Source organism: Kushneria phyllosphaerae (assembly GCF_900312995.1).
Classification (GTDB): Bacteria; Pseudomonadota; Gammaproteobacteria; order Pseudomonadales; family Halomonadaceae; genus Kushneria; species Kushneria phyllosphaerae.
The window spans coordinates 347,487-370,718 of the sequence record NZ_ONZI01000004.1 but is presented as its reverse complement, the minus strand read 5'-3'; the positions used below and the strand labels follow the sequence as shown (position 1 = coordinate 370,718).

Sequence of the window (23,232 nt, the reverse complement as noted above, 5' to 3'; positions counted from 1 at the left end):
GAACCCCTAAATGGATCGATGGGCACATGTGACCTGTCGGTTCATGTCCTGATGATCGATGAGGGGAGTGCGCAATACCATGACATTGTTCATATCACCGGTTCAGCCTGATGATGAGACGCCGTTTCTCGAGGCGGTGGCACGAAGTCGGGATCTTTTGGGCGACTGGGTCAATCCGCCTTCCGATTCAGAGCGCTTCGCCCAGCACATTGCAAGATACTCGGCAGACCACAATGTCAGCTATCTGGCTCGCACCGGGGAGGGGCAGGTCGTTGGCTGCATCAACATCAACAACATCGTGCGCGGCGCCTTTCAGTCAGGGGCGCTCGGCTATTACGCGTTCTCACCATATAACGGCCGTGGGCTGATGAAACAGGCGATGGCACTGGTGATCGCCGAGGCCTTCGGTCAGCACCAGCTGCATCGGCTGGAAGCCAACATTCAGCCTGATAACCTGGCCTCCAGTGCCCTGGTCAGGTCGCTGGGTTTCAGGTTCGAAGGTCACTCGCCACGCTATCTCAACATCGCCGGTCAGTGGCGAGATCATGACCGCTACGCCATCACGGTTGAAGAGTGGTCATGAGTGTCTGTCATCTTCTAATCCGGTGATACGATTTCTCTAGCTGCTCTCTGTCTTTTCAAACCGCATACACCTTCTGCCATTAACACCATGACCGATAGCCAGATGGCGATGTAGGTTGGCCACTCGGTCGCGCTGATCGTTTCGCCAAGGATAAGCGCGACTAACATCAGCAAAACGGGCTCCACGTAGGTCAGCAAGCCGAAAAGGCTGAGATTCAGGTGGGGGGCTGATAAGGCCTGAAACGTTAATGCCAGTGCGCTAATGAGGCCCAACCCCAATACTGACCATAACAGGTGAAGATCGATATCGAGTCCGGAGAGCACCTGTCCTCCTTGCATGATGAAAAAAAGGCCAAGGGGCAGGGCAAGGGCCATATCGAACCAGAGACCGCCAATATTGTTGGTGTCGGTTTTACGACGTAACCAGAAATAGCCGGGATAGCCCAGACATACAGCCAGGGTCGGCCAAGCCAGCGTCTGCGAAAAGACTAGTTGGCTCAATATCCCGAATACTGCGAAAACACACGCCAATTGCTGAGGGTGTGACATTCGATCCCTGAATGCCAAACGTCCAATGATCACCATCGTTATGGGTAGAATGAAATAACCCAGCGAGACAGCCAAACCGTAATCGTTTCCCGGCGCCCAGACAAATATCCAGAGCTGAAAGCTCAGAAGCAGGGATGATACCAGACGAATGATGATGAAATAACGCTCGATATATAGCCTTCGGTAAATGGTGAGTACCTGTGGCCAGTATCCTCTTGAAGCTATAAAGGCTGTCAGGCAGGGAAATGTCAAAAGCATGCGCCAGCCAAAAATCTCCTCACCATTTAGTGTGGAAAGCTGTGATGTATAGGCAAACATCAGGGCAAAAAATATTGAAGCAATAATATTGAGTATGACGCCAGGCGATGTATTCTTATCAGGCTGCATGGTGATGAGTATCGGTTGATGAATACAGCGCATTTTATGTTGTCAACTTCGATAAAGGTGCTCGAAATTTCTATTGTTCGTGAGAGATTTTCCCATATGAATTTTCCTTCGGGGCTGGACAAGTTCGATATCGCACTGCTTGAACTGTTGCAAAAAAATTGCTTAACGCCCCTGCGCGAACTGGCAGCAGCCGTTAGCCTTTCACCGGCTACCGTCCAGCGCCGTATTCAAAGGCTCAAGGAAAGTAACTATATTCTTGCTAATATTTCTATTGTGAACCCCGATAAAGTGAATAAAAAAATTACGGTTCTGGTTGAGGTTCAAGCAGACAGGATATATAGCGATGATCTTGATGCTCTTAAAAAGAGTTTTTCTGGGCCTGAGATTCAGCAATGTTATTATGTGACCGGCGAAGCAGATTTTATGCTGGTTTTTCTGGTTTCAGATATGAAAGCGTTCGAGAAAATATGCGATCGGCTATTTCATGATAATCTAAATGTTAAATGGTTTAAGACCACTGTTGTTCTGGATAGGGTAAAGGCAACACTTGATGCCCTATGAGAGGGGGGAATGTAATTAAGTGCATGTTGTTGCCTAAAGGATACGATTTTTTGTCGTATCATTCTGATTTGATCAATACAGAGTGGCAACGCTGCAGGAGTCAGAAGTAAGACGCATGTCGCCCGTCGTGGATGGGGAATCGCTTCCTTTTTCTGTGCGTTGTGATCATTTTGACAGTTGATTTCAGCGTGATCGGGAATGTTTTCATCGCGGCGCAGTCATAGGGCGTTGATAACTCCCTTGACCCCATTAATGGAATGACCATGCTCACTCTGGCCGCGCTGCAAGCCTTTGTTCTGGGTGTACTGGAAGGACTGACCGAATTTCTGCCTGTCTCCAGCACCGGGCACCTGATCATCGCAGGTGATCTGCTCAACTTTAACGGTGACACGGCCACTGCCTTCAAGATTGTCATCCAGCTTGGCGCCATTTTGGCCGTCATGTGGGAGTTTCGGGCGCGCGTGCTTGGCGTGGTCCGGGGCCTGCCTCGCGAGCCACAGGCTCAGCGCTTTGCGCTGAACGTGCTGGTGGCCTTTATTCCCGCCGTCATTCTGGGGCTGTTGCTTGCCGATACCATCGAACACTGGCTTTTCAATCCGATCACCGTGGCCACGGCGCTGATCATCGGCGGCTTTGTGATGCTCTGGGCGGAAAAACGCGTGCATACGGTCAAGGCAGAGACGGTCGATGACATGACCTGGCAGCTGGCGCTCAAGGTCGGGCTGGCCCAGTGCCTGGCGCTGATTCCCGGCACGTCGCGTTCGGGCTCGACCATTATCGGCGGGCTGCTGTTCGGACTGTCGCGCAAGGCCGCCACCGACTTTTCGTTTTTTCTCGCCATGCCGACCATGGTCGCCGCCACGGTCTATTCGCTGTGGAAGTATCGCGACATTCTGCACCTGGCGGATCTGCCGATCTTCGCCATCGGCTTTGTGACCACCTTTATTGTTGCGATGCTGACGGTGCGGGCCCTGTTGAAGTTCATCGCCAGCCACAGCTACGCCGTGTTTGCCTGGTATCGCATCGCCTTTGGTCTTTTGATTCTGGCAACATGGTATTTCGGCATCATCGACTGGAGCACCGCTCAGCCCTGAGGCATTGGCAACACGCCGTGCAAGTGCAAAAGGCAGAGGCCTTCTATTGAATAAACAGTGCTGTCAATGAGATGGCTTAATTCTTTACTGTTGGTCTGCACAAATAATTTTAGATTTTTCGTCGCATACACATCCATTTGTTTTTTCTTATGTCTTTGCGTTAAATTATAATGCTTGAATATGCGATATTTATTACATGGTGGGTAAGAATTATGGGCGCTGATGTTACAACTTTGATTTCTGCTTTGGTGGGTGCCGTTTTTGGCTCAATTGGTGCTGTGTCGGTCTCTCATTTTCTGCAACAAAATGCAAAAACTAAAAAGGAAAAGCGATTAATTTTACATTCAAAACTATATCCGCTGCAGGATTCTTTGGAATCGTTATGTTATAGGTTCGATAATTTTGCCAATAGAGGCGGCCAAAGTGTTGTAGATAATAACTATTTTGATTTGACAATGCTGTATTCATTGGGAAGAGTTTTGGCGTCGGAGCAGTTGCTAACAATGTCGGATGTTGTTCCTTTGCTGGATTTATATTTTAATAAGCTTGGAGCTTATCTCCGCTCAAACAGGATAGACAACTTGTTTCAAGGCATAGGCTTTCATCGTTACGACAGAGCTACGCTGGCAGAGATGGTTATGACGGAAAGTGGAGGTCGGTTCCGTCTCTCAACTTTCATAGAATTTCGGGCGCGATATGAATCAGAAAGCTCGAATGCCAAAGATTGGCTAAAGCCTGCTGTTTCGGCGATAAACTCGATGTCACCAATGAAATTAAATGAGTTGCTTGGAGAAATGACTACAATAATTAATGACCTTTCTAAAGAAACAGGCGTGCCAACAACGATAAATCTCCGAAGCGAGTAAAACATAAAAAATTATTTCATGACGCTATTGGAGTGCTGGCTAGAATTTTCTTCATGTGCGTGCGAAACAACGTCTGGCCTTGAGTGTTCTAATGCTCATCTCTCCCTCGGTTCTTACACTCACCGAAACTGGCTTTAAAGTCGCCCCTATCTTTAATGGCATTGCCGGCTTTTCATGCCCACACTTTTCCCCGTGATCGATCCATCGGGAGGAAGGCATGGCAAGCCGTTATGAAGTGCATGAACACGCGACCGCACACGTGAAGGGCGCCCCCAATCGGGAGCAGCAAAAGGAAATGGATGACATGCCGCTGGCGTGCTTTCGAATCTGGGATCACCAGCAGGCGCAGTATGTCAGCGAGGAGTATGAAGTTCGCGAGGAAGCCGAGGAAGACTGCCAGCGGCTAAACGACGAAGGCTGAGCCCTTCGCAGCATCAGGTCCTTCGCGACATTAAACATCTGGCCCACCGGTGATCGACCGGTGGGATTTTTTATAGCCATGATGTTATATCCAGGTGCGGCGGCCGGGCCTTTTTTGAGCATGCGTTTTCTGTCGCTGGATTGCTTCGTCACGGCCTTGTTGAAAAGCATTGACCTTATAGAAGGTACAAGGTTTACAAAGGTGTTGTTCATCTCATTTTGTTTCCCTGATCAAGGAGCATCACCATGTCTGACCAGACCAACTGTACCTGCCCGAAATGTACCTGCAGCGTCGGCGACAATGCCGTTGAGCGTGACGGCGAGCTGTACTGCTGCCAGGCCTGCGCCACCGGTCATGCCGATGGTTCAAAAGACTGCGGTCACAACTGCAGCTGCGGCAAGTAATCACGGCCTGATCAGGATGGGCAAAAGCCTGTCTTGATGGCCTGATATGGCCCTTCGGCGATGCGTCGAAGGGCCTTTTTATGGCGCGCGTTTACCGGAGTGCTGTATGGCGTGACGTATGTTTTCCGGGCTGCGACAAAAGGCCCGAGGACACTGCCTTGATATATGGTCCGGATGCATCCATCTCATGACGTAATCCACGCCAACAGGAGTACTCCATGAGCGCTGCACGTATTTTGATGGTTCTGACCTCTCACGATGAAATGGGCAACACCGGCCACAAGACCGGTTTCTGGGCAGAAGAGTTTGCCGCGCCTTACTACACCTTCCTGGATGCCGGCTGTGACATCACGCTGGCAACGCCTGCTGGCGGGGCTGCACCGATCGACCCCAATAGCGAAGGCGAGGATGCCCAGACTGACGCCACGCGTCGTTTTTACGCCGATGACGAGGCGAAGGCACGCATCGCCAATACTCAGCGGCTGGCCGACATGCGCGCCGAAGATTTCGACACCGTGTTTTATCCCGGTGGCCACGGCCCGCTGTGGGATCTGACCGAGAATCAGGACTCCATCGCGCTACTGGAAGACTTCCTGCGTCAGGACAAGCCGATTGCTTCTGTCTGCCATGCGCCCACCGCATTTTTGAATCTCAAGAACGAGCAGGGCGAGTTCGTGATCAAGGGCAAAAGGGTGGCAGGCTTTACCAATGAGGAAGAGGCTGCGGTTGGCCTGACCGACGTGGTTCCGCATCTGCTGGAAGATGAGCTCAAGCGCCGCGGCGCGGACTACCAGAAGGTAGAAGCTTTTGCGCCGTTTGCCGTCGTGGATGGCCTGGTGATTACCGGCCAGAACCCGGCAAGCTCGGAGGCCGTGGCCGACAAGCTGCTTGAATCGCTCAAGCGCTAAAGGCCTGAGGGATTAAAAAGCCCCGGCGCAGACGCGTCGGGGCTTTTTTGTGTTCTGGTCTCAGCCAAAAGCTGATGCTCACCATGCTCAAGGTTACCGGTCGATCAGTATCAGGATCACAAAACCCAGAAATGCCATGAGAATAAAGATTAGCCGGGGGCTCATGTGTTGCTTTCCTTTTCGTTGTCAAAGCCCCCTGTCCAGAAGGCCGGATTGATAATGGCCTGCTTGAGGCCATAAAAAAAACACTAATACACGGATTCCCGCCGAGCGGCGACCACTTACAGCAACTTCTGTTCTTGCGGCCTTCTTTTCGTGGCGCTTTGTGTCTATCGGGCTTTCAGTTCATGAGGTTTTCTATTGATGAGGTTCGCTTTCCATCGAGCGCTTTTGAATCAGGTTCCCGAGTAGGTAGACTGGTCTACCTACTCAGCGTTTCGGACCACGCTCATGACCTCTCCTGAAATCCTGTCGAGCGCCAGTGCGCGTGAGCGTCTGCTCGGTGCTGCCGCCGTGCTGTTTTACAGCGATGGCATTACTGCCACCGGCATCGATGCCATCGTCAAGCGTGCCGGCGTGGCCAAAAAAAGCCTTTATAACAATTTCGAATCCAAGACAGCACTGGTGGCGGCTTATCTCGCGGCGCGTCACGCCGAATGGCTGGCCCTGTATGAGACGCGGCTGGCCCGGGCTTTCACGCCTATTGATCAGGTACTGGCGGTGTTTCTGGCCTATCAGGACCATGCGGAATGGGCCTATGAACGCGGCTTTCGCGGCTGCGGCTTGCTTAACGCCGCCGCCGAACTGCCGGTCGGGCATGATGGGCGCGACGTGGTGCGTCGTCACAAGCAGCAGGTCGAGGCGCTGCTGGCCGCACCGCTCATTGAGCTGACCGATGATGAGGCTTGCGCCGCGCGTCTGGCGCAGCAGCTCGCCTTTTTGCTGGAAGGGGCGATAGTGCGCGCGGGGCTTGAAGGCAACAGCCGCTGTGTTCGCGAGGCTCATGACATGGCGAGCGCTCTGGTAGGTGCCCTGTGAGCGCGCCCGCTCGTGAACATCTTCTCGGTGTTCTGGGGGTTCTGCTGGCCGCCGTGCTGTGGGGCACCACCGGCACCGCGGCGACGCTGGCCCCGGAGGTCAGCGCGGTGGCCATTGGTGCCGTGGCGATGGGGATGGGCGGATTGTTGCAGGCGCTGGTAGCGGCGCCGCGCATTCACGGGTCCCGGGCGCTGCTGCGCGCGCGCTGGCCGTGGCTGCTCTCGGGCGCCGTGGCGGTGGCGATCTATCCTTTGGCATTTTATGGCGCCATGCGTCTGGCCGGCGTCACCATCGGGACAGTGGTGTCGATCGGCTCGGCGCCGCTGCTCTCGGCGCTAATCGAATCGCGCTTTGATGGCCTGAGGCTGGGCGCGCGCTGGAAACTCGGCGCAGTCCTGGGGCTGGCCGGCATGGCGCTGCTGTGTCTTGCAGAAACCGGCCCGCATGATGGTGTGGGCAGTACCGCACGGGTAGTTCAGGGCGTGTTAATGGGGGTGGTGGCGGGGCTGACCTATGCGTTTTATTCCTGGTCGGCGCGGCGTCTGATGCAGGGTGGCATTCCGACGCGCGCGGCGATGGGCGCCACCTTCGGGCTGGGCGGGATCCTGCTGATGCCGGTACTGCTGCTCACCGGCGCGCCGCTGCTGGCGTCCGTCAACAACGTGACGGTCGGGCTCTACATGGCGCTGGTACCGATGTTTCTGGGCTATCTCGGCTTTGGATATGGCCTTGCCAGAGTGCCGGCCAGCACGGCCACCACCATCACGCTGTTCGAACCGGTGGTGGCAGCACTGCTGGCCGTGGTGATCGTCGGCGAGCGTCTGCCCCTGCTGGGCTGGGTCGGCATCGTGCTGGTGATTGCCTGTCTGGTCTGTCTTTCCGCGCCGGTGCGCTGGACGCGCGCGCGGTCTGATAACCCCGTCTCGACCCCCGGCTGACGCCGCTACGAAGAGGGCGTTTTTTCGGGTCGCTGCCAGTCATCCCAGGGCGGCGTATCGCCAATCGTTTCCTGCAAATAGTCCATGAACGCCGCGACCTTGGGCGTGCGCAGTCGGCCATCGGTGGTCAGCACGTGAATCATGCGCTGCTCGGGGACCACTTCGCAGCGCCACTGCCTCAAAAGCGGGACCAACTGCCTTGAGGCCAGCGCCTCATCGATCAGCCAGGTCGGGAACAGTACGATGCCCTGGCCCAGTATGGCGGCCTGAAGCAGGCTGTCAGCATCGTTGCTGTAGAGGCTGCCGGTCAGCTCGAACGCCGTCGGCGTCTCGTCATCAGGATGCTGGAAATACCAGCGCTGTCGACCCATTTCGCCCTGATAGAGCAGGCAGTCATGATCCCGAAGCGCCTCCGGAGTGGTCGGTGTGCCGCGGCTGGCGAGATAGGCGGGTGCAGCGGCGGCCACGTAGTGCATCGGCGCCAGCGGTCGTGCGATCAGTGAGGAATCGGCCAGCCGCCCAACGCGAAAGGTAATGTCGCTGCCTTCACGCACCGGGTCGGTTAGCGCATCGGTCAGCAGCAGCTCGGCGCGCACGCCGGGGCAGCGCTGCTGAAAACCGCGCAGCAGCGGCACCACCTGATGGCGGCCGAAAGCGACTGGGCTATTGATGTGTAAAATTCCTGAAGGCGCCTGCGCCGGGCTCTTGAGGGCCTCGGTGGCCTGATCCAGCTGCTCGAGCGTGCCACGAATCTGCTCGTAGTACTGCCGGCCGGCCTCGGTCAGTGTGACCGCTCGGGTATGGCGATAAAGCAGCCGAATGCCGAGACTTTTCTCCAGCGCGCCCACCTGGCGCGAGACCGAAGACACCGCGACATGAAAATGCCGTGCAGCGTTTGTGAAACTGCCGGTGGCCGCGACCCGCTCGAACGTTCGTAACGCATTGAGATCCATGAAGTTGCGCCTGGTGCAATAATCATTTGCATAATGTTCGATTTCGGCAACGACACGCAAGGGCCATAATGCTCGGCATCATTTGATGAACAAGGGAGTCTCATCATGCAAAAGGGTGTAGCACTGGTTGTCGGCGCCACGGGCATTACCGGCGGTAACCTGGCCTCATATCTGGTCGCCAGCGGCTGGACCGTTTACGGCCTGTCGCGTCAGCCCACCGGCAAGGACGGCGTGATTCCGGTTTCCGCGAATCTGCTGGATGCCGATGCAACTGCACAGGCGCTCAAGGGCCTGGCGATCAGCCATGTCTTCTATTGCACCTGGACCAAACGTGACAGCGAACAGGAAAACGTCGAAGCCAATGGCGCGATGATGAATAACCTGTTTGCCGCGCTGGATCCGGAAAAGCTTGAGCATGCGGCGCTGGTCACTGGCACCAAGCAGTATCTGGGCTCCTTTGAAAGCTATGGCAGCGGCAAGGTTGAAACGCCGTTTCGTGAGTCGGCACCGCGCGTACCGGGGGAAAACTTCTACTACACGCTGGAAGATATCCTGATCGAAGCCGCTGGAAAATACGGCTTTGCCTGGAATGTGCATCGCCCGCATACCGTCATCGGCCATGCCCGCGGCAATGCCATGAACATGGGCACCACGCTTGGCGTTTACGCCTCGATCTGCAAGGCCACCGGTCGACAGTTCATCTTCCCGGGCTCGCAGCTTCAGTGGAATGCGCTGACCGACATGACCGATGCGCTGCTGCTGGCACGCCAGATGGAATGGGCATCCCTGACGACTGGTGCGCACAATCAGGCGTTCAACACGGTCAACGGTGATACCTTCCGCTGGCGCCGCATGTGGCAGGAAATCGGCGAGTTCTTCGGCCTTGAAGTGGCAGACTGCCCCGAAACGCCGCAGCCGCTGGAAGAGCAGATGGCCGGTCTTGAGCCCGAGTGGCAAAAGATTGCCGAGCAGCACGGTCTGGTTGAATCGGACGTGACGAAGCTTGCTTCCTGGTGGCACACCGATGCCGACCTTGGCCGCGAGCAGGAGTGCGTCAACGACCTCGTCAAATGCCGCGACTTTGGCTTTGATGAGTTCCGCGAAACCCGCGCGGCCTTCTTTGACCTCTTTACTCGTCTGCGCGCCGAGAAGGTCATTCCGTAACACAGCGCACTCGCGTATCGAGCAAGCCCGCCACTCCTTGAGTGGCGGGCTTTTGTCGTTAAACGCCTTCTGATGGCCGTGCCTCGGCATCTTCGTTGTAGGCGCGGGTCAGTTCATGGGCTTCAGCGTGAGAGCTGGCGGTGGGGGCCTCGCCCATCAGCGGGCGGTTGGCCGTTTCGGGCGTGAGAAAAATGGTCAGCCCACCGATGACCCCTGCCAGCATCAGATAAAAGGCCGGCATCAATGGATTGTGGGTGGCGTCAACCAGCCATGCGGCCAGCAGCGGTGTGGTGCCCCCGAACAGCGAGACCGAAATGTTAAACGCAATGGCCAGCCCGCCGTAGCGAATGTCGGTGGGGAAAAGGGCCGGCAGCGCCGCCGGCATGGCGCCGGTAAAGCAGGTCAGCAAAAGCCCCATGATCAAAAGCCCTGCAAACACCAGGGCAATGCTGTGCTGCCCGATCAGTAGAAAGCAGGGAATGGATAGCAGGACAAAACCGGCGCACCCCACAAAAATCATTGGCTTGCGTCCTGTCCGGTCACTGAGCTTTCCCATGAAGGGGTTGATGACCATCATGCAGGCCATGACCAGCAGGATCAGCACCAGACCATGCGCGGTATCGTAGCCCAGATTGGCCGACAGGTAGCTGGGCATATAGGAGAGCAGCATGTAGTCGGTCACGTTAAACACCAGCACCAGCCCGACACACACCAGCAGGGCCCGGTAGTGATTCATGACCATGTGAAGCAGCGGATTGCGCGGTGTGGGAGATTCATCCTCGCGGGCTTCGGCCTGTTTCTGAAAGGCAGGCGTCTCTTCAAGGCGCAGGCGGATGTAAAGCCCGATCAGGCCAATGGGGCCGGCAATCAAAAAGGGCACTCGCCAGCCCCAGCTGAGCAGGGCGTCGTCACTAAGCAGGCTGGTCAGTGCCGTCACGATACCGGCGCCGGCGATATAGCCCGCCAGCGTGCCGAACTCCAGCCAGCTTCCCATGAAACCGCGTCGGCGGTCAGGCGCGTATTCGGCGATAAAGGTGGCGGCGCCGCCATATTCGCCGCCGGTCGAAAAGCCCTGTACCAGCCGGGCCACCAGCAAAAGAATCGGCGCCATGATGCCGATGGTGTGGTAGTCCGGAATCAGGCCGATACAGAAGGTGCCGGCGGCCATCATGATCATGGTGGCCGCCAGCACCTTCTGACGACCGATCCGGTCCCCCAGTGGCCCAAAGAACATGCCTCCGAGCGGGCGCACCAGAAAGGCGGCGGCAAAGGTGGCAAGCGTTGCCAGAAGCTGGGAGGCGGCACTGCCGGATGGATAGAAAACGCGCCCCAGCGTCACGGCAATATAGCTGTACACGCCGAAATCAAACCACTCCATGGCGTTACCCAGCGCGGCGGCCTTGATGGCGCGATTGAGCACCTGTCGGTCGACCACGGTGACTTCCTTGACCGTTAGCCGGCGAGCACGCTTGCGCAAAGGCCTGACATGAGCTGCAGTCATGAGCGGCATTCCTCACGGTTTTGCCTTCTTCAGTCTGAAAAAAGCTTCACTGTTTCAGGTATCCGCCATCCAGGCAGACTTTGCCAGTGCCTTTACGTGAGGCGTTGTAACCTTTGTTAGAACGCATGCAGGCACACAGGATGCCAAAGGCCCGTCGCCTTGAACCAGCGACGGGCCTTTTGAACAAACATTAAAAGGGGTGTTCAGCCCAGTATCTGCGGGTTGAGATGCCAGGTGCTCCAGGTAAGCGCCGTGGCCAGCGTTACCCACGCCAGATAGGGCACCAGCAGGGCGCCGGCCAGTGGCTTGATGCGCCAGAAGGCGATCAGCGTGGCAAGAATCAATAGCCACAGCACGACCGTGCCGGCAAAGGCGACTGCCCCCAGGTGCCAGACAAAGTAGAGCCAGCTCCACAGTGCATTGAGGGCCAGCTGCACGACAAAAAGCGTTAGTGCCGGGCGCACGTTCTGCGTGGGTTTTTCACGCCAGACACACCAGGCCGCAATGCCCATCAGGGTATAAAGCGTGGTCCATATCGGGCCGAAAACGCCGGCCGGCGGTGCCCACGAGGGCTGCTGAAGCTGTTGATAGAACGAGGCCGCGTTAACCGAGGCAACGGCCCCAATGGCCGCGGCGATAAAGGCCAGCAATAGCCAGCCGGCAAGCCCCATGTACTGTTGACGGTGAGTCAGTGACTGCATGCCATGCCTCTTTTGGAAAGTCTGTAGTGAGCTGAAAGGTCTGTAGGAAGCATCTGTATCGGATGTCTGTCTTGTTTATTAAACGTCTGTCTTGAAAGCCTGTTTTGATCGTCTCGGCGCTGTGTGCGGTAGCAAAAGATCGCGTCTGCATCCTACACAATAGCGCTCGCGACCGGGTGTGACAGTGGGGCAGGATGTCTCATGAGTGCGTCATTTCCAAAGAAAAGACCCAGGAGGGGAACACATGCAGATTGCGGTCATGGGCGCCGGGGCCGTTGGCAGCTACTACGGGGCGTTGCTGGCGAAGGCCGGCCATACGGTCACGCTGATTGGCCGCGCAGCGCACGTCGAGGCGATGCAGTCATCGGGGCTGAGCCTGGAAACGACGTCAGGGCGCGAGACAGTTGAGGTCACGGCCAGTGTGCACGCAAGCGCACTGAAGGACGCCGAGCTGGTGCTGTTTTGCGTCAAATCCACCGATACCGAAACGGCCGGGGCATTGATGGCCCCGCAGCTGTCTGATACGGCGGTGGTTTTAAGTCTGCAAAACGGCGTGGATAACGCCAGTCGCCTTGCTGAGGTTCTGGGTCGTGAGGTGATCCCGGTGGTGGTCTATGCCGCCGTGGCGATAGTGGGACCGGGACACGTGCGCCATCACGGGCGTGGGGAACTGGCGCTCGGGGCCTCGGCCATCAGCGCCAGGCTGGCGGAGCTTTTTCAGGACGCCGGGGTCGCGGCCGAGGTGTCGGACAACGTGACCGGCATGCTGTGGGCGAAGCTTGTGATCAACTGCGCCTGGAATGCGGTATCCGCCATCACTCAACAACCCTATGGCGCGCTGATGGCCATCGACGGCGTACGGGCGCTGGTGCTTGCAGTCGTTGCAGAGTGTCAGACCGTGGCACAGGCCTGTGCGGTGACGCTGCCTGATGACATCGAGCACTCAACGCTTGCGATTGCCGAAAGCATGGCCGGTCAGCACTCTTCAACAGCGCAGGACCTGGCCCGCGCCCGCCCCAGTGAAATCGAGCATCTCAATGGCTTTATTGCTTGCCAGGGGCAAAGGCACGGTATCGACACGCCCTTCAATCACACCCTGCTGGTGCTGGTCCGCGCGCTGGAGCAGAGCCGAAACGCTTGTGATATCCCTTCTGGCTGACATGCACTTTTTCTGATATCAGCTGCTGCTTTTTAAGGCCCTGAGCATTCTACTTTGGTCCCGATATCGACCAAAGCCGCGCTTTGTATTGGCAGGACGCGCTGTACAGTCCACTGAACAACGTTCAACCCACTGTACGGCGATCGATATCGGAGCGCGGCATGACCCCAAAAACGCTGAAGGTGGCGGTGGCCACACCGCTGAGCGAGGCACTGTGCGCACGGATTGAATCCATGGTGCCCGAGATCGAGCTGCTGCGTGACCAGTCGCTGCTGCCGCCCATGCGTCACCCGGCAGATTTTGCCGGTGACCCGGGTTTCAAGCGCACCCCTGAGCAGGAGGCACGGTTTGATGCGCTGTTAAATGAAGCGGATGTGCTCTACGGCATTCCGGACGTGGACCCAAAGCGTCTGGCGAGGGTGGTTGAGGCCAATCCAAAACTTCGCTGGGTGCATGTGATGGCTGCCGGCGGCGGCGGGCAGGTCAAGGCGGCGGGGCTCTCAAGCGATGCGCTGGAGCGGGTAATGTTTACCACCTCGGCCGGCGTGCATGGTGGTCCGCTGGCGGAATACGCCGTGTTTGGCGTGCTGGCGGGCGCCAAACAGCTGCCTCGCATCATGGCCCAGCAGCGTGATCACCACTGGGCCGATCGCTGGATGATGGGGCAGATCAGCGAGCAGCAGGTACTGATTCTGGGGCTGGGCGGTATCGGGCGTGAAGTGGCCCGCCGGCTGTCGCTACTGGATATGCATGTCCTGGGCGTGTCTCGCCAGCAGCGCATGGTCCCTCATGTCGATGAAATCATCCCGCCATCACAGCTTCGCGACGGCGTGCGGCGTGCCGATGCCATTGTCATTGCGCTGCCCGGCACCGATGCCACCGAAGGGCTGATCGATGCCGAGCTGCTGGCCGAGATGAAGCCCGGGGTCACCATCGTCAATGTGGGCCGGGGCACGGTCATTGACGAGCCTGCGTTGATCGAGGCACTGCAGCGCCAGCATATAGGGTTGGCGGTGCTGGATGTCACGGCCTCGGAGCCGCTGGATAACGCCTCTCCACTGTGGGACATGCCCAATGTGCTGCTGACCCCGCATACCGCTGCCCTCAGTGACGCCGAAGATCGCCTGATTGCCGAGTTTTTTGCCGATAACGCACGCCGCTATCTCAACGGCGAGGCGCTTAGAAACCGCGTTGATACGGTCGAGTTCTACTGATGAGTGCCCCCGCTGGCAGTTATGCCCCGGCGGTTAGCCGTGCGCTGCGTGTACTGGCCCTGCTGGAAGCGGCCGGCGGCGGGACGCTGGGGGTCAGCGAAATGGCACGCCAGCTGGGCGTGGCGCGGTCATCGCTGCATAACGTCTGTCTGGCCCTGGAGGCCGAGGGCGTGGTCCAGCGCAGCGAGGGCGGCTATCGACTCGGGCGTCGACTGGTCGAGCTGGGGGGCGCATATCTGCGTACGGTTGATCCGGTTCAGGCGTTTTATCAGGCCTGCAGTGATACCTCCTTTCTCCACAATGAAATCTGCCAGCTGGCGGTGCTTGATGGCACGGACGTGCTCTATCTCGCCGCCCACGCCGGGCGGTTACCGCTGCGCATGACCGCCAGTATCGGCAGCCGCTTTCCGGCCTCGATTACCGCGGTAGGCAATGCGCTGCTGGCCCAGCTTGATGACGACGAGCTGCGCCAGCGCTTTGAGGACCCGGCCACGCGTCCGGCCTGGACAGCCAGCTCAATCACCGATCTCGATGCGCTGATCGACAAGATCAGAGACACGCGCGGGCGCGGCCACGCGCTGGATGAAGGGGAAGTATTTCCGGGCATTCGTGGTCTGGCCGTCGCCGTGGCGCCCCAATACAGCGGTGAGCAGGCCTATGCCGTAGGCGCGTCACTGCTGGAGGTGTACTGCAATGCCCATATTGAACAGCAGGCCGTCGAGGCACTGTCTGCAATGGCGGCACACATTGCCAATCCGATGAATCTGGGCACGGGCAGCGCTTTTGTCGATGCCTGACCGCCGGACACTAACGTCACTTTGAGGGGAAAACACATGCAGGATCTCGACAGGACCTCCGGCGCCGTGCGGGTCGGCATGATCGGGCTTGGGAGCATGGGTATGCCAATGGCGCGCAACCTTCTGGCGGCAGGCGTTGCCCGTCAGGTGAGCGTGTTCGGCCGCTCGCCTGAAAAGCTCACACCAGCTCTGGAGGCCGGTGCCGAGCGTTGTGATACGCCCGGGGCGCTGGCGGCGCAAAGCGATGTGCTGATCACGGTGCTGCCGGATCTGCCCCAGCTCGAAGCACTGATCGAGGGGGATGATGGCCTGTTGGCCGGGCTTGCCGGGCCGCTGGTGCTGGTGGTCTGCTCTACCTCGTCACCCGAGGGCGTACGGGCTCTGGCCCGACGACTCGATGAAGCGAGTCAGGGCCGGATCCGCGTGCTGGATGCTCCGCTGTCCGGCGGCACGGACGGTGCCGAGGCCGGCCGGCTGTCCATCATGGTGGGCGGTAGGCATGAAGATCTTGAGCGGGCGCGCCCGGTACTGGAGACCATGGGGACACCCGTTCTGCTGGGGCCGCTGGGGGCGGGTGAGGTCGCCAAGGCGTGTAATCAGATGGTGGTGGCCGCCACCATGGTGGCGCTTTCCGAGGCCACGGTGATGGCCGAGCGCGCGGGTCTGGATGTCGAGAAACTGCTGGGCTGTCTGGGCGGAGGCTACGCTGGCGGGCGCTTTCTGGAATCACGCAAGCAGCGCCTGATCGACAAGGACTACACACCCTCCGGCATTGCGCGCTACATGATCAAGGATCTCGGTTTTGCACGCGACGAGGCCGCACAGCAGCAGGTCACGACGCCGCAGCTTTCAACGCTGTTAACGCTTTATCAGGATCTGGGTGACCGCGGGCTGGGCGAGCTGGATCTGACCGTGACCCAGCGCTATATCGCTGAACTGGATCGACTGCCCGGCAGCGACGGACCGGCGCCGTCGGGACGTACGTAAGCGATTCCGCATGTAATGTGACAGGCAGGAACAGGGGATAACCGTACGGCGGTTCGAGCGGGTCAGGGGAGGCAATAATGACAATACTTCGCGGGATGTGGCGCAGCATCGAGTGGCTGATCGTGGCCCTGATGACCGCCATGATGGTGCTGGTGTTTTTTAACGTGGTGCTGCGTTATGGCTTCTCCTCCGGGCTGCGCTCCGGGATCGAGCTTTCGCGGCTCGGGTTTGTATGGGTCGTGATGCTTGGGGCGTCACTGTGTTTGAAGGATGGCGAGCATCTGGCGGTGGCGGAATTCTTTGACCGTCTGCCGGCCCTGGTGCGCTCCATTATCGCGCGCCTTTTGTGGATCGTGATTCTGGGCGCCTCGATCATGCTGGTCATGGGCTGCTGGAAACAGACGCTGGCCAACTGGCACAACATCTCACCGCTGACCGGGCTGCCGACGGCGCTTTTCTATCTGGCCGGCGTGGTGGCCGGGACGTTGATGAGTATCACCTCAACCATTGGACTGCTGCGTCCCGGCCCCGGACGGGCGCCGGGCGAGCAGGGCGGCGATGGCCATTCGCTGGCGGTTGATGAAGCCACGCCTTCTTCCAACGGGGAGCATCGCTCATGACGCTGGCACTGTTTTTGGCGGTACTGATCGGGGCGATTCTGCTGCGCCTGCCGGTGGCCTTTGCGCTGCTGCTGGCGGCCGGGGCACTGATGCTCAATCTGGGCATGTTCAGCGCCGACATCCTGTCGCAGTCAATGATCAACGGGGTGGACAATTTCGCCCTGCTGGCGATTCCCTTTTTCATGATCGCAGGCGAGGTGATGGCGGTCGGTGGGCTATCCGATCGCATCGTAAAACTGGCGATGACGCTGGTGGGCCACTGGCGTGGCGGGCTTGGCTATGTGGCGATTCTCACCTCGCTTTTGCTGGCAGGGCTTTCGGGCTCGGCCGTGGCAGATGCCGCGGCGCTGGTGAGCATTCTCTATCCGATGATGCGCAAAAGCGGTTATCCGGCATTTCGCTCGGTGGGGCTGCTGGCGGCCGGGGGCATCATTGCGCCGGTGATTCCCCCGTCGCTGCCGCTGATCATCCTTGGGGTGGCGGGCAATATCTCGATTGCCAAGCTCTTTATCGGCGGCATTGTGCCCGGGCTTTTGATGGGGCTGGCGCTGATGGTGACCTGGCGGTTCATGATGCGTAAATCCGATCTTGAACCTCAGGCGAAGGCGAGCCGGGCCGAGCGGCTCAAGGCATTGAAAGAAAGTGTCTGGGCGCTGTTGCTGCCGGTGATCATCATTGTCGGCATCCGCTTTGGGGTCTTTACCCCGACGGAAGCCGCCGTGGTAGCCGCGGTCTACGCCATCTTTGTCTCGACCGTGGTCTATCGCGAGATGAGTCTTGCCAAGCTGGCACAGGTACTGAAAAGCGCCGGTCGCTCGACGGCGCTGGTGATGTTTCTGGTCGGCGCGGCGATGGTGGCCTCCTGGGTCATTACCATCGCGCAGCTGCCGCAGCAGCTGGCCGAGCTGCTGGGTCCGCTGGTCGATAACCCCAGGCTTTTGATGGCCGCCATCATGGTAGTGGTGCTGCTGGTGGGCATGGTGATGGATCTGGCGCCGGCGATCCTGATTCTGGTGCCACTGTTCATGCCCCTGGTGCGCGAGGCAGGGATCGATCCGATCTACTTTGGCCTGATGTTTGTCATCAACTGCTGTATCGGGCTGATCACACCGCCAGTGGGCACGGTGCTCAACGTGGTCTGTGGCATCAGTAAAACGACAATGAGTGAAGCCGTACGCGGCGTTTATCCCTTTGTTCTGGTGTATATCGCACTGCTTTCGCTGTTTGTGCTCATACCCCAGATCATTACCGTGCCGATGCATTGGCTGATCGGCTGATCTTCAAGGAGCAACAACATGAAAAAATGCCTGTTCGGTACGACGCTGGGTGCCACAGCGCTTGCAACGGCTGCCGCGGCGCTGATGCTGGCCATGTCAGTGTCCAGCAACGCCTGGGCGGCCACCACGCTGCGCTTTGCCCATCCCACGCCACAAAGCGATCTGCAGCACAAGCTTGCCGAGAAGTTCAAGGAGGAGGTCGAGGCCCAGAGCAACGGCGATCTGAAGGTGCAGATCTTTCCCAATGGTCAGCTCGGTAACGATGCACAGATGATCGACGGAGCCCGCTCCGGCATCATCGACATCACGCTCTCGGGGCTGACCAACTTTACCGGCATGGTGCCGGAAGCCGGTGCCTTTGAACTGCCGTTCATGTTTGCTGACAGTGCCGCGGCTTATCAGGCCCTCGATGGGGCGCCCGGGGAAGAGGTGATGAGCAAGTTGCCGGCGCTGGGGCTCAAGGGACTGGCGTTTCCTGAAAATGGTTTCCGCGAGATCACCAACAATCGTGGGCCGATTCGTGAGCCGAAGGACCTGGAAGGTCTGCGCATGCGGGTCAATAACTCGATTACGCTCAACAACATGTTCGAGCTTCTGGGCGCCAACCCGCAGCAGCTGCCGGTCGCCGAGCTTTATACGGCGCTGGAAACCGGCGTGGTCGATGCACAGGATCATCCGCTGGGCATCGTGGTGTCGTTTAACTTCAACGAGGTTCAGAAGTATCTCTCGATCACCAACCACGCCTATTCGGCGCTGTTGATGGTCATGAACCAGAAACGCTTTGACAGTCTCACACCCGAGCAGCAGCAGATTGTCGAAAAGGCTGCAGCGGATGCCACGGCCATGCAGCGCCAGATGAACACCGAGCAGACCGAGACGATGATCACAACGCTTGAAGAGGAAGGCATGAAGGTCAACCGTGATGTCGATACCGAAGCCTTCCAGCAGGCCATTCAGCCCGTCTGGAAAACCTTTGTTGACCAGAACGGTGACAACATGATCAAGGCCATTCAGGCTGTTTCCGACAAGGCGGGTTCATAAGCCGCTTGATGGGAAATGCCGGGGCATGGGCCCCGGCATGCTGGTCTTATTCGCCGAACAGCGTGGCCAGAATACGGCGGCTGCCACCGTTTTCGCGGTGCTCGCCAAGCCAGATGCCCTGCCAGGTGCCGGTGGCCAGTCGACCATTATCGACGGCAAGCGTCAGCTCGGTGCCCATGAGGCTGGCCTTGATGTGAGCCGGCATATCGTCCGGGCCTTCCAGGGTGTGGCGAAAATAGGGCAGATCGCCCGGAACGCGGTCGCGAAAAAAGGCTTCCATGTCGTGACGCACGTCCGGGTCGGCGTTTTCATTGAGCGTCAGTGATGCAGAGGTGTGCAGCATTTGCAGGTGCAAAAGCCCGGTGGAGACCTCCTGCATCTTGCTCAAAGCACTCGTAATGTCATGGGTGATCAGGTGAAAGCCGCGTGAATAGGGCTTGAGGGTAATCTGCTGGCGGTGCCACATGGGCGTTCACTCCTTTGTCTATGGGACCTGATGAGAAAGGGTAGATGAGCGTGCTGGTGGCGTCTTGTGCAGGCGGCATCTGAAAAAGCCATATGAAGACCAAAGTGTCGTATGGCTGCCAGCACTTTGCGCATAGTCTTGGATGACCTTATAAAGGGATCGCGCCATGGCTGATGAACGTCGATCAGATAACGAAACCGTCTATTGGCCCATGGGCCCCTTCAAGGTGCGCCTGCCTTTCATTCACTATCGTTTTGAATGGCCTGATTATTGCCAGGGCCTGCTGATGTGCGCCGTCGACCTGGCGGCGATCCCTCTGATGACAGAGCTTTTGGGAATGCCCTTTGAGGTGGCGCTGGCGGTGGTACTCCTCAATGGGTTTCTCTATCTGGCCCACCACCTTTTGGGCGACCCGGTGGTGCCTGGCTGGATCACACCGGCCATTCCGCTGGTGATGGCCTGGTGTCAGACCTTTCCGGAGGGCACCGAGCGTATCCATGCCCTGATTGCCTTTCAGATGACGCTGGGGCTTTTCTCGATCGCGCTGGGCGTGTCGGGGTTGTCTCATCGTGTGGTGCAACTGGTGCCGTCAGCGCTCAAGGCCGGGGTGATCATTGGGGCCGGCATCGCAGCCGTCATGACGGTATTCCAGGTGGGTGGCCGATTCGACAGTTTCCCCTGGACCATTTCAATCGCGATCGGCGCGGCCTTTTATCTGCTGTTTTCGCGCCATTTTACACGTCTCAAGACCCGCAATACCTTTTGGGCCACCTTTGGCAAGCTGGGGATCTTTCCGATTATCGCTCTGGCTGTCGTGATTGCACCGCTATTTAGTGAAGCACCATGGCCGGATATTGAGTGGGGAATTACGTCGCCGGACTTCGTGGGGCTTTGGCAGGACTACACCCTGTTTGGCCTCGGGTGGCCGCCGCTGATGGTGTTTGTGCAGTCGTTGCCGGTCGTTCTGGCCACCTACATTGTGGTGTTTGGTGATGTGCTTCAGGGCAAGGCACTACTGGATGAAGCCGATGCCACCCGGCCGGACGAGAAAGTCGAGTATGCGCCCAATCGCGCGCACATGATCTTTGGCGGCCGCAACGCGATCATGAGTGTGATCGGCCCCGACATTGCCATGTGCGGACCACTCTGGGCGGCCATGCATGTGGTGATCGTTGAGCGCTTCAAGGAAGGGCGCAAGGCCATGGGCTCGATCTTTGGCGGCGCCGGCTCGTTTCGGTGGGGAACCAATACCGGCCTTTTACTGATGCCGATCGTGAGTCTGGTGCAGCCGATTCTGGGTGTGGCACTGGCCCTGACGCTGCTGATTCAGGGCTATGTCAGCGTGCGCGTCGGGATCATGGCGGCCCGCAGTCAGCGTGACCTGGGAATCGCAGGCGTTATTGCGGCGGTACTGGCGACCCGCGGGGCGGCCTGGGCCTTCGCCGTAGGCGTGGTTTTGTGCCTGCTCATCTACGGTCGTCGTTTTTTCACCGGAGAAAGCGATGGCACGCTACGTCCGCGAGAGGACGAAGACAGAAAGTAATGCGAGCTGACAGGCCGTATCAGAAGCTTTGCAAGCGTCATGGTTAATGTCTGCCAATGCCTTTGTCGGGAGAATCGTCATGAATGAGCTGCGCCTTTACATGTTCCAGACCGGAACTCTCAAATGTCGTCGCTGCAACATCAGCATGAATGCCGGGCTTGATGATTATGAGATACCGGTGCCGTGGTATCTGATTACCCACCCACAGGGGCATGTGGTCATTGATGGCGGCTGCGCCGTGGAGTGCGCTACGGATGCCGAGGGCCACTGGGGCGACATTACCGCCGTTTATCAGCCGGTCATGCGCGAGGAAGAAGGGTGTGTTCAAACGCTTCAGGCCATGGGGATCGCGCCGGAAGACGTTCGCTATGTGCTGCACAGCCATCTCCATCTGGATCACACCGGTGCGACCGGTCGCTTCCCCAACGCCGTCCATGTTGTCCGCCGGCGAGAGTATGAATATGCCATGGCGCCGGACTGGTTTTCGGCCGGCGGTTATATCCGCAAGGATTTTGATCGCCCGGGGCTGAACTGGCATTTTCTGGAGGACAGCGACGATGGCTATGACGTCTTCGGTGACGGGGTCATTCGTTTTGTCTTTACCCCCGGCCATGCACCGGGCCATGCAAGCTTCATGATCCATCTGGAAGAGACCGGTCCGGTGCTGCTGGCGGTGGATGCGGCCTATACCATGGATCACTGGAATGAAAAGGCGCTGCCGGGATTTCTGGCTTCGACCGTGGACGCCGTACGCTCGGTGCAAAAGCTCCATGCTCTGGCCCGCAAGACGCAGGCCATGGTGGTCACCGGTCATGACCCTGATGCCTGGCCGACGTTTCGCCATGCCCCCGAGTATTACCGCTGAGTTCAGCGCGACGTCGCTACTGCCATATTCCACTGATCAGGGAGAAAATCATGAAAGCTCGGGCCGCCGTGTTGCGAGAGATGCAAAAATCACGTCCCTATGGGGAATCCAGGCCGTTGTCCATTGAGGAGGTAACGCTTGATCCACCGGGGCGTGGCGAGGTGCTGGTGCGCATTCGCGCGGCCGGGCTGTGTCACTCTGATCTGTCGACCATCAATGGCAATCGGCCGCGGCCGTTGCCGATGGTGCTGGGCCATGAGGCAGCGGGCGAGGTGGTGGAGGTCGGTGAGGGCGTCGAGGATCTTGAGGTCGGTGATCATGTGGTGTTTTCCTTCGCGCCCAACTGTGGCACCTGTGCCTTTTGCCTCTCCGGTGAGGCAGCACTGTGTCAGCCCGGGGCGGCCGCCAATGCTGCCGGACATCTGCTGGGGGGCGGCATGCGCCTGCATCACGGTGAAGAAACGGTTTATCACCACATCGGAGTCTCCGGATTTGCTGAATATGCCGTGGCGTCGCGTCGCTCACTGACGCGCATCGACCCGAGCCTGCCGTTTCACATTGCGGCGCTGTTCGGCTGCGCGGTACTGACCGGAGTCGGGGCAGTGGTGCATACCGGCGAGCTCAAGCTGGGTCAGTCGGTGTTGGTGGTCGGGCTGGGCGGAGTGGGGCTGGCCGCAGTGCTGGGGGCGATTGGCGGCGGCGCGCGTCAGGTGATTGCCGCTGACATCGATGCCGACAAGCTGGAAACGGCCAAAGCCATGGGGGCAACGCATGTGATCAATAGCGGTGATGAGGATGCCATTGAGCAGGTGCGTGCCATCAGCGGGGGCGGGGTGGATCTGGCCACCGAGTTTGCCGGTGTGGCACCGGCGCTTGAGTTTGCCTTTGAATGTACTCGGCGTGGCGGCACCACGGTGACCTCCGGACTGCCGCATCCGGACGTGCGTCTGGCCATCAGTCCGACACGGATGGTGGCCGAGCAGCGCACGCTCAAGGGGTCTTATCTGGGGGGCCACGTGCCCTCACTGGATGTGCCGGGTTATATCGCGCTGTATCAGGCCGGTCGTCTGCCGGTGGACCGACTGTTGACCCACCGCATAACGCTTGAGGACATCAACGAAGGGTTTGAGCGTCTAGCCCAGGGGCGCGCCATCCGGCAGGTGATCGACCTTTGATCTTCAGGGGCGGCGCACTCG

General features: G+C 58.6%; 25 protein-coding genes. 20 read left to right on the top strand and 5 right to left on the bottom strand.

The window, feature by feature from the left end:
- The first annotated feature begins 79 nt into the window (after positions 1-79).
- Positions 80-583, top strand: coding sequence for a GNAT family N-acetyltransferase (locus tag KSP9073_RS14890; RefSeq protein ID WP_108843986.1), 504 nt, complete (start codon positions 80-82; stop codon positions 581-583).
- Positions 584-597: 14 nt separating this feature from the next.
- Here KSP9073_RS14890 and rarD read toward each other — a convergent pair whose 3' ends face one another.
- Entirely contained in the window at positions 598-1,518 is a 921-nt protein-coding gene (rarD, locus tag KSP9073_RS14885) for an EamA family transporter RarD (protein WP_108843747.1), read from the bottom strand.
- 18 nt (positions 1,519-1,536) lie between these two features.
- Between rarD and KSP9073_RS14880 the strand changes: the two genes are divergently transcribed.
- The 8 genes from KSP9073_RS14880 to KSP9073_RS14850 all read left to right on the top strand — a co-directional run bounded on the left by KSP9073_RS14880 (position 1,537) and on the right by KSP9073_RS14850 (position 7,748).
- Positions 1,537-2,079 carry an Lrp/AsnC family transcriptional regulator gene (locus tag KSP9073_RS14880; RefSeq protein WP_207771489.1) on the top strand — a complete coding sequence of 181 codons (543 nt, stop codon included), beginning with the start codon at positions 1,537-1,539 and terminating at the stop codon, positions 2,077-2,079.
- A 263-nt stretch (positions 2,080-2,342) separates the two neighbouring features.
- On the top strand, positions 2,343-3,173 hold the full coding sequence (locus KSP9073_RS14875; protein ID WP_108843746.1) for an undecaprenyl-diphosphate phosphatase: 831 nt from the start codon (positions 2,343-2,345) through the stop codon (positions 3,171-3,173).
- A 212-nt stretch (positions 3,174-3,385) separates the two neighbouring features.
- Positions 3,386-4,039: a hypothetical protein gene (locus KSP9073_RS17530; RefSeq protein ID WP_133241038.1), complete on the top strand. Its 654-nt coding sequence runs from the start codon at positions 3,386-3,388 to the stop codon at positions 4,037-4,039.
- Positions 4,040-4,256: 217 nt separating this feature from the next.
- Positions 4,257-4,460, top strand: coding sequence for a hypothetical protein (locus tag KSP9073_RS14870; RefSeq protein ID WP_108843745.1), 204 nt, complete (start codon positions 4,257-4,259; stop codon positions 4,458-4,460).
- 245 nt (positions 4,461-4,705) lie between these two features.
- Positions 4,706-4,864: a metallothionein gene (locus KSP9073_RS14865; RefSeq protein WP_108843744.1), complete on the top strand. Its 159-nt coding sequence runs from the start codon at positions 4,706-4,708 to the stop codon at positions 4,862-4,864.
- A 218-nt stretch (positions 4,865-5,082) separates the two neighbouring features.
- Positions 5,083-5,772 carry a type 1 glutamine amidotransferase domain-containing protein gene (locus KSP9073_RS14860; protein WP_108843743.1) on the top strand — a complete coding sequence of 230 codons (690 nt, stop codon included), beginning with the start codon at positions 5,083-5,085 and terminating at the stop codon, positions 5,770-5,772.
- Positions 5,773-6,222: 450 nt separating this feature from the next.
- Entirely contained in the window at positions 6,223-6,810 is a 588-nt protein-coding gene (locus KSP9073_RS14855; protein ID WP_108843742.1) for a TetR/AcrR family transcriptional regulator, read from the top strand.
- A complete protein-coding gene (locus KSP9073_RS14850; RefSeq protein WP_108843741.1) occupies positions 6,807-7,748 on the top strand; it encodes a DMT family transporter in 942 nt (313 codons plus the stop codon). The genes KSP9073_RS14855 and KSP9073_RS14850 overlap by 4 nt, the downstream gene beginning before the upstream one ends.
- A 5-nt stretch (positions 7,749-7,753) precedes the next feature.
- Here KSP9073_RS14850 and KSP9073_RS14845 read toward each other — a convergent pair whose 3' ends face one another.
- Positions 7,754-8,701 carry a LysR family transcriptional regulator gene (locus tag KSP9073_RS14845; RefSeq protein WP_108843984.1) on the bottom strand — a complete coding sequence of 316 codons (948 nt, stop codon included), beginning with the start codon at positions 8,699-8,701 and terminating at the stop codon, positions 7,754-7,756.
- A gap of 105 nt (positions 8,702-8,806) precedes the next feature.
- Between KSP9073_RS14845 and KSP9073_RS14840 the strand changes: the two genes are divergently transcribed.
- Positions 8,807-9,865: an SDR family oxidoreductase gene (locus KSP9073_RS14840; protein ID WP_108843740.1), complete on the top strand. Its 1,059-nt coding sequence runs from the start codon at positions 8,807-8,809 to the stop codon at positions 9,863-9,865.
- A 58-nt stretch (positions 9,866-9,923) separates the two neighbouring features.
- On the opposite strand, the gene proP is transcribed toward KSP9073_RS14840, so the two are convergent.
- Both proP and KSP9073_RS14830 read right to left on the bottom strand, forming a co-directional pair.
- Positions 9,924-11,366: a glycine betaine/L-proline transporter ProP gene (proP, locus tag KSP9073_RS14835; protein ID WP_207771488.1), complete on the bottom strand. Its 1,443-nt coding sequence runs from the start codon at positions 11,364-11,366 to the stop codon at positions 9,924-9,926.
- A 203-nt stretch (positions 11,367-11,569) separates the two neighbouring features.
- A complete protein-coding gene (locus KSP9073_RS14830; protein ID WP_108843738.1) occupies positions 11,570-12,067 on the bottom strand; it encodes a TspO/MBR family protein in 498 nt (165 codons plus the stop codon).
- 244 nt (positions 12,068-12,311) lie between these two features.
- Here KSP9073_RS14830 and KSP9073_RS14825 point away from each other — a divergent pair, with 244 nt between their 5' ends.
- From KSP9073_RS14825 to KSP9073_RS14795, 7 genes are all read left to right on the top strand, one after another.
- On the top strand, positions 12,312-13,226 hold the full coding sequence (locus KSP9073_RS14825) for a ketopantoate reductase family protein (protein WP_108843737.1): 915 nt from the start codon (positions 12,312-12,314) through the stop codon (positions 13,224-13,226).
- A 161-nt stretch (positions 13,227-13,387) separates the two neighbouring features.
- On the top strand, positions 13,388-14,440 hold the full coding sequence (locus tag KSP9073_RS14820; protein WP_108843736.1) for a D-2-hydroxyacid dehydrogenase: 1,053 nt from the start codon (positions 13,388-13,390) through the stop codon (positions 14,438-14,440).
- Positions 14,440-15,237 carry an IclR family transcriptional regulator gene (locus KSP9073_RS14815; RefSeq protein ID WP_108843735.1) on the top strand — a complete coding sequence of 266 codons (798 nt, stop codon included), beginning with the start codon at positions 14,440-14,442 and terminating at the stop codon, positions 15,235-15,237. Before KSP9073_RS14820 ends, KSP9073_RS14815 begins: the two co-directional genes overlap by 1 nt.
- A gap of 36 nt (positions 15,238-15,273) precedes the next feature.
- Entirely contained in the window at positions 15,274-16,224 is a 951-nt protein-coding gene (locus KSP9073_RS14810; RefSeq protein WP_108843734.1) for an NAD(P)-dependent oxidoreductase, read from the top strand.
- A 77-nt stretch (positions 16,225-16,301) separates the two neighbouring features.
- Positions 16,302-16,844: a TRAP transporter small permease gene (locus tag KSP9073_RS14805; RefSeq protein ID WP_207771487.1), complete on the top strand. Its 543-nt coding sequence runs from the start codon at positions 16,302-16,304 to the stop codon at positions 16,842-16,844.
- The gene (locus KSP9073_RS14800) at positions 16,841-18,121 is read left to right on the top strand and encodes a TRAP transporter large permease subunit (RefSeq protein ID WP_108843732.1); all 1,281 of its coding nucleotides are present in this window, start codon (positions 16,841-16,843) and stop codon (positions 18,119-18,121) included. Before KSP9073_RS14805 ends, KSP9073_RS14800 begins: the two co-directional genes overlap by 4 nt.
- Before the next feature lie 18 nt (positions 18,122-18,139).
- Positions 18,140-19,162 (top strand): DctP family TRAP transporter solute-binding subunit, encoded by a 1,023-nt coding sequence (locus KSP9073_RS14795; protein ID WP_108843731.1) that lies wholly within the window; start codon positions 18,140-18,142, stop codon positions 19,160-19,162.
- A 46-nt stretch (positions 19,163-19,208) separates the two neighbouring features.
- Here KSP9073_RS14795 and KSP9073_RS14790 read toward each other — a convergent pair whose 3' ends face one another.
- Positions 19,209-19,628 carry a secondary thiamine-phosphate synthase enzyme YjbQ gene (locus KSP9073_RS14790; protein WP_108843730.1) on the bottom strand — a complete coding sequence of 140 codons (420 nt, stop codon included), beginning with the start codon at positions 19,626-19,628 and terminating at the stop codon, positions 19,209-19,211.
- A 166-nt stretch (positions 19,629-19,794) separates the two neighbouring features.
- Here KSP9073_RS14790 and KSP9073_RS14785 point away from each other — a divergent pair, with 166 nt between their 5' ends.
- From KSP9073_RS14785 to KSP9073_RS14775, 3 genes are all read left to right on the top strand, one after another.
- Entirely contained in the window at positions 19,795-21,171 is a 1,377-nt protein-coding gene (locus tag KSP9073_RS14785; protein ID WP_108843729.1) for a hypothetical protein, read from the top strand.
- 79 nt (positions 21,172-21,250) lie between these two features.
- Positions 21,251-22,036, top strand: a complete 786-nt coding sequence (attM, locus tag KSP9073_RS14780; RefSeq protein ID WP_108843983.1) for an AttM family quorum-quenching N-acyl homoserine lactonase — start codon at positions 21,251-21,253, stop codon at positions 22,034-22,036.
- A gap of 50 nt (positions 22,037-22,086) precedes the next feature.
- The gene (locus KSP9073_RS14775; protein WP_108843728.1) at positions 22,087-23,211 is read left to right on the top strand and encodes a zinc-dependent alcohol dehydrogenase family protein; all 1,125 of its coding nucleotides are present in this window, start codon (positions 22,087-22,089) and stop codon (positions 23,209-23,211) included.
- Positions 23,212-23,232: the final 21 nt, after the last annotated feature.

Bases quoted from the DNA above. Each gene is read 5' to 3' on its own strand.
- KSP9073_RS14865 (WP_108843744.1), top strand. From the start codon at position 4,706: ATGTCTGACCAGACCAACTGTACCTGCCCGAAATGTACCTGCAGCGTC.
- proP (WP_207771488.1), bottom strand. From the start codon at position 11,366: ATGACTGCAGCTCATGTCAGGCCTTTGCGCAAGCGTGCTCGCCGGCTA.
- KSP9073_RS14805 (WP_207771487.1), top strand. From the start codon at position 16,302: ATGACAATACTTCGCGGGATGTGGCGCAGCATCGAGTGGCTGATCGTG.
- KSP9073_RS14790 (WP_108843730.1), bottom strand. From the start codon at position 19,628: ATGTGGCACCGCCAGCAGATTACCCTCAAGCCCTATTCACGCGGCTTT.
- KSP9073_RS14890 (WP_108843986.1), top strand. From the start codon at position 80: ATGACATTGTTCATATCACCGGTTCAGCCTGATGATGAGACGCCGTTT.
- rarD (WP_108843747.1), bottom strand. From the start codon at position 1,518: ATGCAGCCTGATAAGAATACATCGCCTGGCGTCATACTCAATATTATT.
- KSP9073_RS14875 (WP_108843746.1), top strand. From the start codon at position 2,343: ATGCTCACTCTGGCCGCGCTGCAAGCCTTTGTTCTGGGTGTACTGGAA.
- KSP9073_RS17530 (WP_133241038.1), top strand. From the start codon at position 3,386: ATGGGCGCTGATGTTACAACTTTGATTTCTGCTTTGGTGGGTGCCGTT.
- KSP9073_RS14855 (WP_108843742.1), top strand. From the start codon at position 6,223: ATGACCTCTCCTGAAATCCTGTCGAGCGCCAGTGCGCGTGAGCGTCTG.
- KSP9073_RS14820 (WP_108843736.1), top strand. From the start codon at position 13,388: ATGACCCCAAAAACGCTGAAGGTGGCGGTGGCCACACCGCTGAGCGAG.
- KSP9073_RS14830 (WP_108843738.1), bottom strand. From the start codon at position 12,067: ATGCAGTCACTGACTCACCGTCAACAGTACATGGGGCTTGCCGGCTGG.
- KSP9073_RS14800 (WP_108843732.1), top strand. From the start codon at position 16,841: ATGACGCTGGCACTGTTTTTGGCGGTACTGATCGGGGCGATTCTGCTG.
- KSP9073_RS14845 (WP_108843984.1), bottom strand. From the start codon at position 8,701: ATGGATCTCAATGCGTTACGAACGTTCGAGCGGGTCGCGGCCACCGGC.
- KSP9073_RS14860 (WP_108843743.1), top strand. From the start codon at position 5,083: ATGAGCGCTGCACGTATTTTGATGGTTCTGACCTCTCACGATGAAATG.
- KSP9073_RS14815 (WP_108843735.1), top strand. From the start codon at position 14,440: ATGAGTGCCCCCGCTGGCAGTTATGCCCCGGCGGTTAGCCGTGCGCTG.
- KSP9073_RS14785 (WP_108843729.1), top strand. From the start codon at position 19,795: ATGGCTGATGAACGTCGATCAGATAACGAAACCGTCTATTGGCCCATG.
- KSP9073_RS14775 (WP_108843728.1), top strand. From the start codon at position 22,087: ATGAAAGCTCGGGCCGCCGTGTTGCGAGAGATGCAAAAATCACGTCCC.
- KSP9073_RS14880 (WP_207771489.1), top strand. From the start codon at position 1,537: ATGAATACAGCGCATTTTATGTTGTCAACTTCGATAAAGGTGCTCGAA.
- KSP9073_RS14825 (WP_108843737.1), top strand. From the start codon at position 12,312: ATGCAGATTGCGGTCATGGGCGCCGGGGCCGTTGGCAGCTACTACGGG.
- KSP9073_RS14810 (WP_108843734.1), top strand. From the start codon at position 15,274: ATGCAGGATCTCGACAGGACCTCCGGCGCCGTGCGGGTCGGCATGATC.
- KSP9073_RS14840 (WP_108843740.1), top strand. From the start codon at position 8,807: ATGCAAAAGGGTGTAGCACTGGTTGTCGGCGCCACGGGCATTACCGGC.
- KSP9073_RS14795 (WP_108843731.1), top strand. From the start codon at position 18,140: ATGAAAAAATGCCTGTTCGGTACGACGCTGGGTGCCACAGCGCTTGCA.
- attM (WP_108843983.1), top strand. From the start codon at position 21,251: ATGAATGAGCTGCGCCTTTACATGTTCCAGACCGGAACTCTCAAATGT.
- KSP9073_RS14870 (WP_108843745.1), top strand. From the start codon at position 4,257: ATGGCAAGCCGTTATGAAGTGCATGAACACGCGACCGCACACGTGAAG.